This window comes from Paenibacillus sp. SRL342 (assembly GCF_984798905.1).
Window position 1 is genome coordinate 5193638 of sequence record NZ_OZ481790.1, and the last position, 17501, is coordinate 5211138.

The 17501-nt window shown below is 46.8% G+C and carries 12 protein-coding genes; 5 read left to right on the forward strand and 7 right to left on the reverse strand.

Going from position 1 to position 17501, the window contains the following annotated elements:
• Nucleotides 1-47: 47 nt before the first annotated feature.
• Complete coding sequence (locus AC4E8D_RS22895; protein WP_490205248.1) at nucleotides 48-1481, reverse strand: exosporium glycoprotein BclB-related protein; 1434 nt, start codon at nucleotides 1479-1481, stop codon at nucleotides 48-50.
• A 32-nt stretch (nucleotides 1482-1513) separates the two neighbouring features.
• A complete protein-coding gene (locus AC4E8D_RS22900) occupies nucleotides 1514-1873 on the reverse strand; it encodes a hypothetical protein (protein ID WP_221824409.1) in 360 nt (119 codons plus the stop codon).
• An 868-nt stretch (nucleotides 1874-2741) separates the two neighbouring features.
• Between AC4E8D_RS22900 and AC4E8D_RS22905 the strand changes: the two genes are divergently transcribed.
• The 3 genes from AC4E8D_RS22905 to AC4E8D_RS22915 all read left to right on the forward strand — a co-directional run bounded on the left by AC4E8D_RS22905 (nucleotide 2742) and on the right by AC4E8D_RS22915 (nucleotide 7739).
• Entirely contained in the window at nucleotides 2742-4676 is a 1935-nt protein-coding gene (locus tag AC4E8D_RS22905) for a carbohydrate-binding protein (protein ID WP_339178360.1), read from the forward strand.
• A gap of 33 nt (nucleotides 4677-4709) precedes the next feature.
• On the forward strand, nucleotides 4710-6773 hold the full coding sequence (locus AC4E8D_RS22910; RefSeq protein WP_490205249.1) for a beta-xylosidase family glycoside hydrolase: 2064 nt from the start codon (nucleotides 4710-4712) through the stop codon (nucleotides 6771-6773).
• A gap of 246 nt (nucleotides 6774-7019) precedes the next feature.
• Nucleotides 7020-7739, forward strand: a complete 720-nt coding sequence (locus tag AC4E8D_RS22915; protein WP_076252755.1) for an SDR family oxidoreductase — start codon at nucleotides 7020-7022, stop codon at nucleotides 7737-7739.
• A gap of 12 nt (nucleotides 7740-7751) precedes the next feature.
• Here the strand turns inward: AC4E8D_RS22915 and AC4E8D_RS22920 are convergent, their stop codons facing one another.
• Nucleotides 7752-8780 carry a leucine-rich repeat domain-containing protein gene (locus AC4E8D_RS22920; protein ID WP_490205250.1) on the reverse strand — a complete coding sequence of 343 codons (1029 nt, stop codon included), beginning with the start codon at nucleotides 8778-8780 and terminating at the stop codon, nucleotides 7752-7754.
• 258 nt (nucleotides 8781-9038) lie between these two features.
• On the opposite strand from AC4E8D_RS22920, the gene AC4E8D_RS22925 reads away from it, so the two are divergent.
• Both AC4E8D_RS22925 and AC4E8D_RS22930 read left to right on the forward strand, forming a co-directional pair.
• Complete coding sequence (locus tag AC4E8D_RS22925) at nucleotides 9039-11114, forward strand: methyl-accepting chemotaxis protein (RefSeq protein WP_490205251.1); 2076 nt, start codon at nucleotides 9039-9041, stop codon at nucleotides 11112-11114.
• 94 nt (nucleotides 11115-11208) lie between these two features.
• Entirely contained in the window at nucleotides 11209-12381 is a 1173-nt protein-coding gene (locus AC4E8D_RS22930; RefSeq protein ID WP_339178371.1) for an aminotransferase class I/II-fold pyridoxal phosphate-dependent enzyme, read from the forward strand.
• Between the two features lie 222 nt (nucleotides 12382-12603).
• On the opposite strand, the gene AC4E8D_RS22935 is transcribed toward AC4E8D_RS22930, so the two are convergent.
• The 4 genes from AC4E8D_RS22935 to AC4E8D_RS22950 all read right to left on the reverse strand — a co-directional run bounded on the left by AC4E8D_RS22935 (nucleotide 12604) and on the right by AC4E8D_RS22950 (nucleotide 17331).
• Entirely contained in the window at nucleotides 12604-14652 is a 2049-nt protein-coding gene (locus tag AC4E8D_RS22935; RefSeq protein ID WP_221824422.1) for an iron ABC transporter permease, read from the reverse strand.
• Entirely contained in the window at nucleotides 14649-15650 is a 1002-nt protein-coding gene (locus tag AC4E8D_RS22940) for an ABC transporter substrate-binding protein (RefSeq protein WP_237177161.1), read from the reverse strand. Before AC4E8D_RS22940 ends, AC4E8D_RS22935 begins: the two co-directional genes overlap by 4 nt.
• A 183-nt stretch (nucleotides 15651-15833) precedes the next feature.
• Complete coding sequence (locus AC4E8D_RS22945) at nucleotides 15834-16376, reverse strand: CueP family metal-binding protein (RefSeq protein ID WP_221824426.1); 543 nt, start codon at nucleotides 16374-16376, stop codon at nucleotides 15834-15836.
• A 313-nt stretch (nucleotides 16377-16689) separates the two neighbouring features.
• Nucleotides 16690-17331 carry a collagen-like protein gene (locus tag AC4E8D_RS22950; RefSeq protein ID WP_490205252.1) on the reverse strand — a complete coding sequence of 214 codons (642 nt, stop codon included), beginning with the start codon at nucleotides 17329-17331 and terminating at the stop codon, nucleotides 16690-16692.
• Between the last annotated feature and the right edge of the window lie 170 nt (nucleotides 17332-17501).

Below are 17501 nucleotides of genomic sequence, written 5' to 3' on the forward strand. Positions count from 1 at the left end.
TTGGCAAGGGTCCCTGTCTTTAAACTTGTTATATAGCCCATTTTCCGTTAAGTGATGGTAAGGCCGCCGCTTGCATATCCGGCTATGGATGTAGCCACATCAATTCCGGCTGTTACTGATGCTGAGAACACCATAAGCAGGCGGTCACCAGCAGATACCGGAATACTCAGTCCTGTAGTCACTCCGCTGGATATTGTGCCCAGTGCCAAAACGCCGGTCAGTGGAGGAGCTAAGGTTACCAATGCACCCGGTACAGCCGTAAAGGAGTTATTAGGTGTAGTGGAACGGAATAATTGTGCAGTTATGGTTACTGTAGATCCAACCAGACTAAGTCCTGCTGTCGTGCTGAAATAAGCGGCCAGTGAAGTAATCGTTCCTGCACGCGATGCCGAGAAAGCAAAGTTAAGCAATGTGCCTGCAGCCCCTGTGAGATCAATAATTCCTCCGTTAACACTTACTCCGGTAGCACTGTTGCCAAAACCAACTAAACTGGAAGTATTCAAAAGTCCACCCAAAACTGTAGTCAACGCAACCGGAAGTCCTGATGCATAAGGAATAATTGTTCCGGAACCTGTCGCACCCGTAGCCCCGGTTGTACCTGCTGTTCCTGTTGCTCCGGTTACTCCAGTTGTACCTGCCGTGCCTGTTGCTCCCGTTACTCCCGTTGTACCTGCCGTGCCTGTTGCTCCCGTTACTCCGGTTGTTCCTGCCGTGCCTGTCGCTCCCGTTACTCCGGTTGTACCTGCTGTGCCTGTTGCTCCCGTTACACCCGTTGTACCTGATGCGCCTGTCGCTCCGGTTACTCCGGTTGTACCTGCCGTGCCTGTCACTCCCGTTACTCCGGTTGTACCTGATGCGCCTGTCGCTCCGGTTACTCCCGTTGTCCCTGCTGTGCCTGTTGCTCCGGTTACTCCCGTTGTACCTGCTGTACCTGTTGCTCCCGTTGTCCCTGCTGTACCTGTTGCTCCCGTTACTCCGGTTGTACCTGCTGTACCTGTTGCTCCCGTTACTCCGGTTACTCCGGTTGTACCTGCCGTGCCTGTTGCTCCCGTTACTCCGGTTGTACCTGCTGTGCCTGTTGCTCCCGTTACACCCGTTGTACCTGTGACTCCCGTGATGCTTGGGATTTCACCCAGCAATTCGGAAGAAACCAAACGATGGGCTGTTACCAAAGTGCCCGTGCTGCTCTTACCCCATACGGATACTTGAACAGGATCATTAACCACCGCTGGTGTTGAAAAAGTAAACTCGAAGGCATCAAAATTAGCATAATAGTTGTTGGTTATTACTTGATTGGGTACGATGTCAAAAGACTCACTGACATACAGTATTCTTATTCCACTTTCCATGTAATACCCTTGTATTTGTACGGTTGAGTTACTCACATCACTGCGGTTATCAATTCTGACAGTAACTGTCTGAGTCGGTCTTACACCGCTAACAGCATTATTTTCAATCGGCCCTGTTGATAAAAAGCTCATCGCTACATCTCCTTTTTGAGTAGATTTATCTTTTAGCTGTTCTTGACCGATTTTTCGTGCTCTACAACACGATGTGCATCAACCAATTGTCCAGAGGCTTGTTTGCCCCACACTGAAATCCCTACTTCCTCTACACCTTCCACATCTGTTCCAAAAACAAACTCAAAAGCATCTAAATCTGCAAAATAATTTCTGGTCACTGCTTCATTAGGGGCAATATTGATTACTTCACTCACATACAGCGTTCTTGTTGTGCTTAACACATAACCCTGAATGGACACTGTTACAGAATCCACCTCAGCCCGACTTACCAATCTAATCGTTACCTGTTGGGTCGGTCTAACCCCGGAAACCGGATTGTTTTCAATCGGCCCAGTTGACAAAATAGCCATTTTCCCATCCCACCTTTTATGAACCTCTGACTCTAGCAGTATTTGGCATAAGCTCACTAGATAGTAATATTCAAACACTCAACCAACGGTGTGGACAAAACACAGGGGGCAATCACCATTATCACTTAAGAACCTTTTACGCTCAGGGCTTTAGCTATACAAAAACTGGGATATGTACAACAAAGAGAAGAAATTATGCAATGTTAAAGTTGCCAGCAAGTAAAAGTAGATTTTGTTATATAACCAGGATCGTTTCCAGAAAAAAAACGAAATGACCGTTCCCCCGGTAGATTCCAGGGAAACGGTCGCAGCTTAAGACATCTTTTTCTAGTATCTAAGTTTTATAGAATACGAGATAGTATTTTACCATCAAGCCCAATGTTAAACACATAGAATAATAATGGTCTTCTTCATCCTCTACTAAAAATAGAAAAAGATTGTATTATCTTAAAATTGTGATATGATATCGTCAAGTTAATAAACATTTAAAAGAAAATATGAAAAATAATTACATTTAATTGTGACCAAACCTCTTTCTTCGCCAAATTTCAGTGTTCTAACCCATTTTATTGAAAGCGATTACAAAAAGAAACCTGACTGATTATAGCTTTTCTAATCGCACACACAGATGCAAGCTTACTTCGGGTTATAGCCACTCCCTTGCCACTGTGAACACGTACGCGGTGCACAGGTCGTCTGGCTTAAACCATATATGACAACATGAGGATTTAACCTAACAGCAACCTAACCATTATTTCAATAAGGGGGGTGACATGAGGAGAATCTCTTCGTTTTTTCGGTATTTCATCATCACTGCTATTCTGAATTTCAGCTCACCAACCAATCCAATCTCATGGAGGCGAAACGTATGATCCGTAAACCGCTAGTTTTGTTGTTGTCGTGTCTGCTAATCTTTGTCACCCTGCCCGTTGAATCGAGCCATGCAGCCAATGCAGCCGTTGCCAAACTTCCTGGAAACTCCAATTCCCTCATCGATCATAAACTGGGAGCCGATCCTTATGTGCTCGTCCATAACAATCGGGTCTATGTCTACATGACAGGTGATGCATATCTGTACAACAGTGACGGCTCTGTCAGAGAGAACCAGTACAGCACGATCGGGAAAATTAACGTCATCTCATCAGCTGATATGGTGAACTGGACAGACCATGGTTCCATCCCGGTAGCGGGTGCGAATAATGCCAATAATGGACAAGGGATTGCTAAATGGGCTACCCAGTCCTGGGCTCCTTCGATGGCGAAGAAAACCATTGCTGGCAAAGAAAAGTTTTTCCTGTACTTTGCCAACTCGGGTGGAGGTATTGGCGTACTCACGGCGGATTCCCCCATTGGACCGTGGTCCGATCCAATTGGTCGTGCCCTCCTGACTCACGGTACACCGGGTATGTCTGGCGTAACCTGGCTCTTTGATCCAGCTGTACTTGTCGATGATGATGGCTCTGCTTACTTGTATGCTGGAGGTGGCATTCCGAACGATACCAACGCTGCTTCCATTGCCAACCCCAAAACAGCTCGGGTCATTCGTCTCGGTGCCGACATGACCAGCGTGGTGGGCAGTGCTGTGACTATTGATTCTCCTTATATGTTCGAAGATTCTGGCATTCACAAGTATAACGGCAAATATTATTACTCCTACTGCATCAACTTCGCGGGAACACACCCCACTGCATATCCAAAAGGTGAGATCGGATACATGGTCAGCGACAGCCCGATGGGGCCTTTCACGTATAAAGGACACTTTCTGAAAAATCCCGGCACGTTCTTCGGTGTAGGCGGCAATAACCACCATGCCGTGTTCCAATTCAACAACGAATGGTATGTGGCGTACCATGCGCAAACGGTAAGCAAGGCATTCCTCGGTGATGGTAAAGGGTACCGTTCCACACATATCAACAAACTGACACATAATGCGGATGGAACAATCCAGGAAGTTCAGGGGAATATGACAGGTGTACCTCAGACCACTAACCTCAACCCGTATGTCCGGGTGGAAGCCGAAACCATTGGCTGGCAAGCAGGAATTAACACTGAACCGAGTCAAGCGAGCGGTGGACCTGTAGCCAATCAGAATGTCACTAATATTCATAACGGGGATTGGATCGCGGTCGGCAATGTTGATTTTGGCTCAGCTGGAGCCTCCAAGTTCAAGGCCAATGTCGCTTCTACCGGAAATGGCAACATTGAGGTTCGACTGGACAGTCCGACAGGCCCACTAGTTGGAACACTTAACGTAAGTTCAACTGGCGGTTCGCAAACTTGGCGCGAGATGGAGACCAATGTTACCAATGCTACAGGGGTACATCGTTTGTATCTGGTGTTTACAGGCTCAGGCAATGGAAATCTGTTCAAACTGGACTACTGGCAATTCACATCCGGTTCGGGCGGTAACCCTAACCCAAATCCTAATCCCAATCCAAACGTTACCCGTTACGAAACCGAGAATATGACACTTGGCGGCCAATACGCTGGCGTAGTCAGTTCCCCTTTTAATGGAGTCGCTCTTTACGGGAACAATGATTATGCGGCATACAATCAATATTTTGCATTCCCAACCCATCAATTCTCTGTCCGCGGCGCTTCCAACAATAATAATACAGCCCGTGTTGATCTGGTCATCGGGGGTGTAACCGCTGGTTCTTTCTACTTCACGGGAACGGAGCCGACCGTTCAAACCCTCAGCGGCATCACACACGCTACAGGTAATCAGGAAATCAAGCTGGTCGTAACAACGGATAATGGCACTTGGGATGCTTACATTGATTATCTGGAGTACTCGCTTTAATTCCTAGGACATGATCAATTGGGAGGATAGAATATGTGGAAAAAGATCAGTGCTCTTCTACTCGCTCTTCCTTTGCTTATAACATCATTCCCTTTGACAATTCCGGCAGCTTCAGCCGCAACGTTCAGCAATCCGGTTATTTACGCGGATATTCCTGACAGTGACGTCATTCGGGTAGGCAATGCATTTTATATGACAAGTACAACGATGCATATGAATCCGGGAGTCCCGGTCATGAAGTCTTATGATCTGGTCAACTGGAGCATCGTAAACTATGTATACGATACGCTTGGAAACGGGGATATACAGAACCTGAACAATGGACAAAACGAGTATGGGCGTGGTTCCTGGGCGAGCAGCTTACGGTACAACAACGGTATATATTACGTGGCCTTTGGCTCGCTTTCCACGGGTAAGACGTATATTTACCAAACCAGCAATATTGAAACAGGGCCATGGACACCTTACACATTGAACAGTTATTACCATGACCCCTCTCTTTTGTTTGACGGGAATCGAACCTTTCTTGTTCATGGCAGTGATAACATCAGTATCGTCGAGCTGACGCCTGATGCCAAGGCCGTCAAGTCCGGCGGACTCAATCAGGTCCTGATTCCAAACGCGAGCAGTGTAGCCGGCTCCAACATGATTGTAAAGGCAGAAGGAGCACACATTCAGAAGATCAATGGCATGTACTATGTATTCCTGATTGCCTGGCCTTCGGGTGATGGTCGCATTCAGCTTGCCTATCGTGCAAACACATTGACAGGTCCATACACAGGTAAAGTTGTATTAAGAGACTCGGGAATCGCCCAAGGAGGCATCGTGGATACCTCATCCGGCGCTTGGTACGGCTTGCTGTTTCGTGATAGCGGGGCCATTGGACGCATCCCCTATCTCGTTCCTGTGACGTGGTCGGATAACTGGCCTGTGTTTGGGGTGAACGGCAAGGTTCCCCTTAACATGAATATGCCCGTTGAAGGTCAGCCTGCTGCCAAAATCCACGGGTCCGATGAGTTCAATGCAACCACATCAGGCACACCCTCAGTAACGCAACTGTTAGTGAACGGCGGCTTTGAGGAAAGCAGCATTCAGCCGTGGACCAGCAACAATACGGCGACCATCACCGTAACAAATGCCGAAGCGTTCAGCGGTACAAAAAGCCTGTTCGTCAGCGGCAGACAGCAGACAGCTGGTGGTGCCAAACAGATGGTTACCGGCAAGCTGGTACCGGGAGGAACGTACTCTTTTTCGGCAAAGATCAAATACACTACTGGTCCTGCAACCAAAACGTTCAATCTTAGCATCCAGAACGGTGCAAGTTATACCGGAATTACCATTATGGGCAGTGCGACGTTAAGCCGCGGACAGTGGGGTACCATTCAAGGTACGTATACCGTTCCGTCAAATGCAGACCTGTCCCAAAGCTTTATTTTTGTGGAAACACCCTATAACTCGAATCCGGACCCGACCAATGACTTGATGGCGTTTTATGTAGATGACGTCTCCCTGACGAGCAATTCATCTTCTCGTACATTCAGTCTCGCTACTTTCTGGCAGTGGAATCATAACCCTGATGCTGCCAACTGGTCCCTGCTCCAGCGGCCCGGTTTCATGCGGTTAACCGCAGGCAAAATCAGCAAAAACCTGTTAGAAGCCCGCAACACACTGACACAACGAACCTTTGGTCCAAAAAGCACAGGGATGACTGCTTTGGATACAGCAGGCATGAAGGATGGTGATTATGCTGGACTCGCTGCTTTTCAGGCCAGATATGGTTTGGTCGGCGTAAAAATGACGGGCAGCACTAAATCCATCGTTATGGCTAATGCCAGCTCCGGCACCATGACTGAAGTAGCAACTGTGCCATTAAACCAGAACAGAATCTATCTCCGCGTCATCTGTGATTTTACGAACCAAACCGACAAAGCCTACTTTGCTTATAGCCTGAATGGAAGTAACTGGACAACCATTGGCAATATACTTCAAATGTCTTACACACTGCCACACTTTATGGGATATCGGTTTGCACTATTCAATTATGCAACGAAGTCTACCGGAGGATATGCAGATTTTGATTATTTCCACGTAGAATAAATGTGGTTTTATTCGGTTATTAATTTTTCGCTTATTAATCAGGACCTGTAACTTCACCATGTGTGGAGCCAGGTCCTTTTCAGTATATTTTATATGAAGAGATTCACCTTTTAACTTCAAAAACCCCGAATCTTGACAAGGATGAAGCATACCTCATGTAAACTTCATGTTCCATATATCACCTCTATAGTAAGATATAGATTAATGTAAACATTATTAATTTCTAATCGATAAGGAGGGTTTTATTTGAAAAATATAATTGTCTTTGGTGCAAGCAAGGGATTAGGCGATGCATTCGTCCGAGGTGTGCCACAGTCCGGTGATAAGGTTTGGGTGGTCTCCCGCAGCAAGCCGGAAAGTCTGTCCGTGGAGGATGGCGTCGAGCGAATATGGATTCAGGCTGATCTTTCCGAGCTTCAGGCCGCAGAGCAAGTTGCCAGCCAACTTCAAGGCGAGACGTTGGATGTGCTTATTTATAACGTGGGGATCTGGGAAAAGGAAGGATTTGAAGAGCACTATACGTTTGATAAGGATGAACCGGCAGATATCAGTCAGCTGATTCATGTGAATGTGACTTCTACGATTGTATGTATACAGGCGTTACTGCCTCAGCTCCGCCAGTCTGAAGCAGGGAAGATCATCCTGATCGGTTCAACAGCCGGTTTGAGTAATGCAGGCAGCAGCCAGGTTTCTTTTGTCGCCTCCAAATTTGCCATACGGGGTATTACCGAAGCTCTAAGAGAGCATACGAGAAATGACCGCATCGCGGTGACATGCATCAACCCGGGAGAACTGGCGGCAGAAATCCCATATGAAGACGGGATGGAACGTGCACTGGCCGAGTATGATGGGACCCGCATTCCCCTGCAGGATATGGTCGCCATCGTTCGATGTATCATCAGCTTGTCCAAAGCGGCCTGCGTGAAAGAGATCAACATGCCCGCATTAACGGATACGAACACCTAGATAGCAACCCGTTTACATTAATACATGCGACAAGTGCGCAATACCTATGGAATTCAGGCGTTCATGCTCAGGAATATTTTCATATAACAAATGGGATTTTCCGGCCTTTTCCAGGTGATCACGCATAGCTGCAATCCGTCCCTTGTTAACATCAATAAAACGAAAATCGATTTGGCGCAAATGCTCCAGCCCGGTCAGTCCAGCAAACGAATCCGCCTTGAGCGCCGTACTAATTTCTTTCAATTCAATAGACTCCAAAGCACGGGCTGTCCATAGATGTGTGGTATCCCGCAACGATTTCATATAGTCCAGTTCGAGCTGTCTGAGAGAGGTCATATGGGAAAAGTCGCATAACTGCTCCAGCTTGGGCAAGGACAGATGCAGATATTCCAGCCCGCGCATCTGTTCGAGTCCCTGAATACTCGTCAGTTTGCGAATAGAGCTTAGTTTCAACATCGAGATGGTCGACTGTATTAATACATCCAGTCCCCCTTTTAACTCACAGTGATCCAGGGACAGATACTGAAGCATGGGCAGTTCCGCTAACACATCAACACTTTCGACCGTACAGTTCAGAATGAGCGTATGCAGCTGGAGACATGCCGCAATGGAAGCAAATCCGTTGAATTTGCCACGCAGTTCAAGAAAGGTCAATCGTTTGTAGTGTTTAATAAAATCGAGCCCGGTCGCCTTTGCAGGAGAATTCAATCTTAGAAACTGCAGTTGCTCCATCGCACCCAGAATCGTCAAATCCTGTGCCTGCGAAAGATCAAGCTGCAAGGCAGACACATGTTTTAACTGTGCCAGTCGCCCCAAAAATCCGGATGAATATACCCCTTTAGGGTCCATATGTGATATGTGTAGGATCAGATCCGGCCGGGCAAAGAATACTTTGGCATCGAGCTCGGCAAGGTCCTCGTATGTATCCGCGTCAACGCGAAAATGAACCGTTGCTCTGCGGCGCAACAGATGCACCGCCTGGTGCATCTTTTCGGCATTCCATGGAAGCCCCTGTATTGAAGCATGCCATAACTCACTCACAGATAATCCCCCTTTTCCATCCATAGTTCCAATTCATTCCATTATAAACAAGATCACCTGAATGAACCACCACCGATCCCCGTTTTTTCATTCCTTTCTTCTTTTTTCATCCCTTCCTTTTCATCCTTCTCATACTCATGCCTTTCCTTTCCGTTGCTTTCAGGATTATTCGACAGAAATCTACATAAAACTATAGATTAAGCCGACATATAACTTAGGCGTTTTGAGCTTTTTATTAATCATCTGGGGAGATGGAATATGTCGAACATGTTGAACAAGCGGGGGAAAACGGGAGCACGGACATCCAGTATGGCAAATACGTTGTCCATTGTGCTGCTGATCATTATCGTAGTTGTCTTTGCCGTGCTGGGAACATTTATGTTTGCAAGCACACGAAACATTCTGGTGAAACAGCAGGAATCCATGCTCCAGACCAAGACACAAGCCATTGTTAGTGAATTTGATGCACTATTCAAGGAAAAAGGTGCACTGGTCAAGCAAATGTCCACCAACACATTATTTCAGCAATACATAGAAACAACAGCATCTGCTGCGGATGCGAAAAGTTCAACCTACGCTGCGGAAACACAGGCGACACTCGCCGCTATTGTTAAAGCAGAGCCTTCGTTTGCAGATGCCTGGGTCGCGGGTCTGGATGGAAAAGGCTTTTGGATTCAAAATGATGGTGTCGTATCTGCACCGGACTTTGATATCCAGTCACGTCCATACTACAAGCCGGTTACCGACGCAGACGGACTTTATTTCTCCGATCCGTACATTGATATTGCAGCAGGCGATGTACTCATGGGTATCTTTTATCCGATCAAAGACAAAAACAACAACACGATCGGTTTTGCCGCAGCGGATATTGCATTCAAGGATATTCCGGCGATTATGGAGAGTTATTCCCTTGGAAGCACGGGCTATTCCATGTTGCTATCCAAGAGCGGGGAAATTCTGTACCATCCGGATCAAGAAAAGGTATTGAAGGAGAACATCCTGGACAGTACGGGGGACATGGGGGACATCGGCAAGAAAATGCTTGCGGGTGAAAACGGCGTACAGCTTATGAACGACAATGGGGAACGTCGGTATATCGGCTACGCTACCAGCAAGGATACGGGATGGTCCGTTGGTCTAACCATATCCGAAGAAGAAGTTCTCGCGGAATTAAAAACGTTCACGTGGATTACACTTGGCGGTTTTGCTGCAGCCACCCTTTTGCTTGTGATTATCTGTTACATTACCCTTCGCCGTCTGTTACGCTCCATACCACAGCTGCTGGCCAAGATTAAACAGATTGAACAAGGTGACCTGACTGTCCAACTGGATATCAAATCTAATAATGAAATTGGACAGATCGCCACAGGTTTGAATTCCATGGTGCAGAAAATTCAGGGCATGCTGCAAATGGTCGGCAGCTCGGCGCAAATCCTGAACCAGTCGTCGAATGATCTGCAAGACATCTCCTCACGAACGGCTGTGACCATGAATGACACATCGACAGCCATTAACGAGATTGCCAATGCAACGAATTATCAGTCCATCGAAACGGAAAATATTTTACGCAAAACAGGCTCGTTATCCAGCCAAATTGATGAAATTGCTACCGATGCGCAGGCTATGGGAACGGTCGTGCAGACATCTGCCGATCAAAGCAGCCAAGGACTTGCGGTCGTGGAACAATTATCGAAATGGTCCAAGGAAAATCATCAGTCCACCCAAGCGGTGTCCTCCATCATTCAGGAGATCGATATAAGCCGGAATGAAATATCCAGTTTTGTGGATACAGTCAAACAGATTGCCTCTCAAACGAACCTGCTCGCCCTGAATGCCTCCATCGAGGCTGCACGTGCTGGCGAACATGGAAGAGGATTTGCCGTCGTTGCCGAAGAGGTCCGCAAACTTGCAGAACAGACGGCTCAGGCAACAGAGGAAATCAACAAAAAGGTGAATGTTATTGAAGAGAAAACAACCCTGTCGGTTGAGCATACCATGCGCGGTATGAAGATTGCGGAGGAGAATGCCAAATCCGTAGAAGATACCAAACATGTATTCTTCAGTATTAACAAAGACCTGAAAGATCTACAGCAACGTATGATGCAGATTACCACTAATACCGCCAATGTACACAAACACAAAGATGAGATATTCCAGGCACTGGAGATTATCTCATCCACCACAGAGGAGAACTCGGCATCGACGGAAGAAGTAAGCGCCAGCACGCAGGATCAGCTGGATAGTATCGAACAAGTAGCAGATCTGTCGAAACAGTTGAACCAGCTATCTGGCAAACTGCAAGACGAACTAAGCCAGTTTAAAGTAAAGTCATGATCCACAAGCTTTCCCCTGCTCTTCTCTTTTAGTCGCTGTCCATTTATTATTAATGAATATGCGTACGAAGAGGATTGGAGGCTGAATCATCATCATGAACTTTGCCAAACGAATGGATCATTTCAACGAAGGAATTTTCACCCGGTTACTGGAGATCAAACGCCGCAGACTGGAGAACGGGCAGCCCGTTATTGATCTCAGTGTGGGTACGCCAAATATCCCACCTGCGCAGCATATTATAACTGCACTATGCGAGGCCGCAGCTGATCCGGCTAATTATATATATGCTGTGAATGATCAGAGTGAGTTGTTACAAGCTACGAGCAATTGGTACAAGCAGCGCTATCAGGTCGAGTTAGACCCTGCAACACAGATCTGTTCCTTACTCGGTTCACAGGAAGGGCTGGCACATATATCCCTCTCCATTGTCGATGAAGGTGATCTGGTGCTGGTCCCTGACCCCTGCTATCCCGTCTTCGCGGATGGACCGTTACTGGCAGGTGCAGAACTGTATTATATGCCGCAAAAAGAAGAAAACGGGTATGTTATTCAACTTCAGGATATACCGGAAGATATCGCTCATCGAGCAAAATTCATGCTGGTCTCCTATCCCAACAATCCAACAACTGCGATGGCACCAGATCAGTTCTATCTCGACCTGATTGCCTTTGCGAAGAAGTATGATATTATCGTGCTCCATGATAATGCGTACAGTGAGCTCGTGTTTGACGGAAAGTCATGTGGAAGCTTCCTCGCATTCCCTGGCGCCATGGACGTCGGTGTGGAATTCAATTCCCTGTCAAAAACGTACGGACTGGCCGGAGCTCGAATCGGCTTCTGTGTGGGCAATACAACCATGGTCTCCATGCTGAAAAAGCTGAAATCCAATATGGATTACGGGATGTTCCTACCGATCCAAAAAGCAGCAATTGCCGCCATTACCGGTGATCAATCCGAGGTTGAACGGGTCAGAGCTATTTATGAACAGCGCAGAGACATCCTCTGTGATGGATTCAGCAATCTCGGTTGGCCGATTGCCAAACCTGATGCAACAATGTTCGTCTGGAGCCGGATTCCGGCGCACTACGACAGCTCGGAGCAATTTGCCATGGATCTGGTTACACATGCAGGGGTCATCGCAACCCCAGGTAGTGCCTTTGGTCCTTCGGGTGAAGGGTATGTGCGCTTCGCCCTCGTTCAGGATAATGAAATATTGCAACAGGCGGTACAATCCGTCGATGACAGCGGGATTCTGAAATCCAGCTAACGGGAGCACAATTCGAATGTGCTCAAGCAAATATCCCCTCAAGGTCCACAGGGAACAAGAGTTTCACGTTTGATAACGTGATCTCAACTTCCTGTAGACGTGAGGGGATTTTGTCATTTGGTGCGGGAGTAGACATTCATTGGGTGATTTAAGATCGCGGCTGAATGGTGCCAAGTTACAGCAAAAAGCCTGCTCGGGGAGCAGGCTTCCGGTTTCAACGATTTATACAGACTTGCGCCAGTTAGAACGATACATCAGATACAAGAAGTACGGTGTACCGATGATCGCAATGAGTATGCCTGATGGAATCTCTGTCGGCGCCATGACGGTTCTACCGATTGTATCGGCGAGCACCAGCATGACTGCACCGGCTAATGCGGATAAAAACATGGATCGTCTTAACTTATTCCCCGTCAATAGCCGAACCATATGTGGTGCAATCAGGCCGATAAAACCAACGGTTCCTACACAAGCAACCGCACCTGCTGCAAGTAATACACCAACTGTCATGGCTAATAATCGTGTACGACGTACTCCGAGACCAAGCCCGGATGCACTATTGTCGTCAAATACCAGCAGTTCGAATCTGCGTGCCAGCCACCAAGCCACCGGTACCAGAATAACTAAAAATAATCCGATAACCCTCACCTGTTCCCAGGTACGAGCATAGGTACTTCCTGTCAGCCAGATATATCCGCTGCTACCGTATACCGCACCACGGACAATCAGAATCTGAATACCTGCTCCAGCAATGGCAGACATCGCGATCCCCAGCAACACAACCGCCGAAGGGTTCAGTCCTTTCTTCCAGGCGAGGGAGAACACCACCACTGCAGCAATGGCTGCACCGATGATTGCCGCAATTGGCAGCAAGTATATCGGAAGACCCGGCCATAAGATGATGACCATCATCGCTCCAAGCCCTGCACCTGAGGACACACCAACAATTGAAGCATCAGCCAGCGGGTTACGTACCGCCATCTGAATGAGTACACCACTGATTGCCAGTGCAGCTCCTGCACCTGCGGCAACAAGTGTACGCGGAATCCGAAGCTGAATCAGCGCGGAGAACAGTCCATCCGATTGGAACAGACTTGGTAACCAATCGGCCAGGGGAATTCGCATACCGCCAAACATCGTACTGAGCAAGATAAGCACGACCGTTATGACTGAGAATAATACAGCCATCGGGCCAAATGCAAAGCGACGCGCAGCTCCTCCTGTGCTCATTGAAGTAGACATGCCTGATCCGTTCGCAGCCTTCATGCGTGTAAGAACAAGCCAGATGAGCCACGGTGCACCAATGATCGCCATAACGGCACCCGTTGGCAGTTCCATGCTGGAGTTATGCACCATCTTGGCGAGGACATCTGCTCCAACCAGGAGCGCTGCGCCCCATATGAACACACCGGGTAAAAGTAATCGATTAGAACGTACACCACTCAATCGAACCAGATGTGGTGCGACCAGTCCCACGAAGCCAATCGGTCCGATTACACTTACAATCACAGCAGCCAGCAATACAGCAAGTATTAACCCTACTGCACGAGCCAATGTAACCTTTTGTCCCAAGGAAGAAGCCGTTGATTCATCCAACTCCAGCATATCCCACTGTCTGGAAAGGATTAACGAGAGAAGGGTAATACCAACCACCCAAGGCAAAGCATAAAACACACCACTCCAGTCATTCTGGACAAGTGTTCCGGAGCCCCAAAGGAACAACCCTTGTGTCTCCATGGAGAAAAAAATATGTAATGCACTTGTAAATGAACCAAGCACCATCGATACAATCATACCGGACAACGCAAGTCGAACCGGGCTTGATGTTCGTCCGCCGCCCATGAAATAAGCCGCAAATGCTGCCAGCAAACCACCTAGTGCTGCGAAAAGAAAAGGCGACTGACTTAATAGACCTGGAAAAGCGATAGCTCCCAGCACCACCACAAAGTATGCTCCTGCATTAATGCCCAGGGTATCTGAAGCAGCCAATGGATTACGAGTAATCGTTTGCAGCAAAGCGCCCGCAACAGCCAGTGCGCCACCCGCAAGAATACCGATTACTGTACGCGGCATGCGCAAGTCCCAGACCATATTGTGCTCTAATGAATCCTGTCTGCCTGTAAGAGCGTCCCAAACAACGTGCAAAGGAATGGAAGCTTCTCCATAACACAGACTTACAAAAAAAAGCACGATGAGAGCGGTTAGACCGCCCCCATATATGCTTATTGTGCGCCAATTCATAGCTGGCTTAGACCCTTGAACCGAACTCATTTGGTAATCGCCTCGACTACCCCATCAACCAATACTTTGGAGGAGATCGGTCCACCAAATGTCCATGTTGTGCTATCGAGTTGATATGTGCGTTTTTCCTTCACAAAGTTCAGTCCGTTCCATACCGAGTTGTCTTTCATGGCTGTGCCAAAGACGTCATCGTCTGGTTGTGTAATATAAATGAAGTTACTGTCCTTCACATCGGTTAAGGATTCAATGCCTACTGTAGAGAAGCCATAGTTTTCAACTTTGTCCGGCTGCCAATCGTTAACCAGTCCGATTTTGTCCAATGTACCAATGACAACCGAGTTATCGGTAAACATACGCAGGCTGACTGCATTTTGATATGTGAACGCTTGTGTCAGTGCAAAGTTGAAGTTTTCTTTCCCCGCAGCAGCCAGTTTTTCTTTGGCTTCTACATAGTGCTGATCGAGATCACTCAGAACTTCTTTTGCTTTGTCTTCTTTACCGAGAGCTGTTGCAATGTTATTAAAGATCTCTGTCATCTTGTCATAATCATAGCCGTCACCATCATACGGATCATATTCAATCGTTGGTGCAATTGCATTCAGCTGATCGTAGACCGCTGTATTATTATCCGCATTGGCAATGATCAGATCTGGCTTCAATGCAGCAATAGCTTCCAGATTGGGTTCACTGCGTGTTCCGATATCCGTTACACTGTCATCCAGTGCTGCTTCGGATGTTACCCATACTTTATAGTTAGCGTTATCTGCGTTACCTACTGGTTGAACACCCAAGGCAACAACATCTTCCGTATATGTCCATTCAAGCGTAACGACACGTTCTGCTGGTTTGTCCAGCTTAAGCTCTCCACGTTTATGCTTCACGGTAACAGGACCTGCTGTCTCTTCAGCCGGAGCACTACCGGAGTCACTACCTTGACTTGTATCTGTTGTAGTCGTGGTTTTACCACAACCTGCCAAAACCAGCACAAAGGCCAGCATGATCAACAATCCGTTCAACCCTTTTTTCATATCTCTTTTCTCCCCTGTTTGTATGTATTTATATGATAACAATTATCATTATCACTATTGGATTATGCCGTAGGAATTGATTTTTGTCAATGCAAAGTACCTTATTCCAATTCTTTTATGAGATAAAAAAAGGAAAGGGATAGCTCAAAAGCCATCCTTCCCTTCTATTGATTGCTGTTTACATTAACTCAACTGCATCGTAGTGATGCATGTATTATCATTTTCGTATGTAGACAATTGCGTTTCTGCAACCTTTCCATCTCGAACAATACGAATCAGATAGGTTCTGTCTCTAGGCACCCAAAAATCCATAAATCCGTTCGCACCAGACTTAATCACTGCGTCTTTCATAAAAGTGTTGCCTTGAGAATCGTGAATGGTAACGCTAAATTCCTTATTGCTCATTTCCCCCTGACAACCGGTCAAGCTATGAATTGCACAGGGATGGGTCTGGTCCACATAGGGTGCAATGGAAAGGAAAAATTCATTTTCAGGCAAATCATATGTAATGGTTTTTTCATCTTGATCGGTGATGATTAACTGTTTGGCATTAATGGAGGCAGATTCCGGTGTCTCTTTTCCTGTGCTGATATCTTCCACCAATTTTCGGATGTTGGGCGCATTGGCTTTACCCGCCTCTTCCTTACCTGTATTGCTTGCAAACAGGTATGTTCCGATCACAATCACAACTACAACACTTGCAATGATCCACATTTGTTTTTTCATCTGGAGTCCATCTCCTCGTCCGTTTTCATCAAGTATAATGGAGAACGAAGCAATATGGACTTATACAACAAACAATTCACCAGATTATCACATTATTGGTACGAATCTCTTCGCATCATAGTTGATTGGTTCGAATGGTAGGCTGGGCTCTGGAAACGCAGAGAGCAGCGGTGAAGTCTATGAGCTTCATCGTCCCGCCACTCTCCAGTGCCTACTAGTTCAGACTATTTTGCTGAATAAATAGACTTATTGACTGGATAAAAGACATAAACTTTTATTTTTATGCTGACATAGACTATATTGAGAATCGGAATTAAGGAGTCAGTTTTAGAATGGTCACAGTGGTATTTAGATTGTTATGCAACTGTGCAGGAGTTGCATTCGCATTTACCAGTTGGATCGTGGTCGGAACCGTTGTAACCGTAACAATAACTTCAGCAGATATAGGTCCACCTCCATTACCTGTGAATGGCACAGGTGTTATGGGCGTTCCATTTACCGTGAGGTTGAAATCCGCATTGCCCTGATTATGAATGCTAAAAGAGATCAAGTAACTTCCTGTTTCATTGATTGTTATCGTCGAGGATGGCGGTACAAAAGTAAATGCACCTCCAACATTAGCCAAAACACCGGTTAAAGTTATTGGAGCGTTTCCTGGAACTGTGTCAGTACCTGTGCCAGGATCTGCTCGGAAAACACTTAGGAAATCAGATATTCCTGCCCCAACTGGACCGGCCGGACCTGTTGCTCCTGCTGGGCCTACTGGGCCTACTGGACCTACTGCTCCGGCAGGGCCGACTGGTCCTGGTATACCAGGAACTCCTTGCAGTCCGATCGGCCCCGGTATCCCTTGAGCTCCTGTCGCTCCCTTGGGACCTATCGGTCCTAGTGGGCCAGGAATCCCTGGAGAACCTTGCGGTGCATTAACAATAACTTTAGGTTTAACTTTTACCACTTTTACCTTAACACCACAATGAAAATGTTTTTTAAATTTACGTCTACAAATTCGTTTCCCATGTCTATTTAACAACCAACTCACCTCCGTGATATTTCTCCACATACTATGTGTATCCATCACGAGGGGCATAGACTATTAACTATAAATTAGAAAATTATAGTGCCTAT

Excerpts from the sequence above, each read along its gene's own strand:
- AC4E8D_RS22895 (WP_490205248.1), bottom strand. The coding sequence starts at position 1,481 with ATGAGCTTTTTATCAACAGGGCCGATTGAAAATAATGCTGTTAGCGGT.
- AC4E8D_RS22900 (WP_221824409.1), bottom strand. The coding sequence starts at position 1,873 with ATGGCTATTTTGTCAACTGGGCCGATTGAAAACAATCCGGTTTCCGGG.
- AC4E8D_RS22905 (WP_339178360.1), top strand. The coding sequence starts at position 2,742 with ATGATCCGTAAACCGCTAGTTTTGTTGTTGTCGTGTCTGCTAATCTTT.
- AC4E8D_RS22910 (WP_490205249.1), top strand. The coding sequence starts at position 4,710 with ATGTGGAAAAAGATCAGTGCTCTTCTACTCGCTCTTCCTTTGCTTATA.
- AC4E8D_RS22925 (WP_490205251.1), top strand. The coding sequence starts at position 9,039 with ATGTCGAACATGTTGAACAAGCGGGGGAAAACGGGAGCACGGACATCC.
- AC4E8D_RS22930 (WP_339178371.1), top strand. The coding sequence starts at position 11,209 with ATGAACTTTGCCAAACGAATGGATCATTTCAACGAAGGAATTTTCACC.
- AC4E8D_RS22935 (WP_221824422.1), bottom strand. The coding sequence starts at position 14,652 with ATGAGTTCGGTTCAAGGGTCTAAGCCAGCTATGAATTGGCGCACAATA.
- AC4E8D_RS22940 (WP_237177161.1), bottom strand. The coding sequence starts at position 15,650 with ATGAAAAAAGGGTTGAACGGATTGTTGATCATGCTGGCCTTTGTGCTG.
- AC4E8D_RS22945 (WP_221824426.1), bottom strand. The coding sequence starts at position 16,376 with ATGAAAAAACAAATGTGGATCATTGCAAGTGTTGTAGTTGTGATTGTG.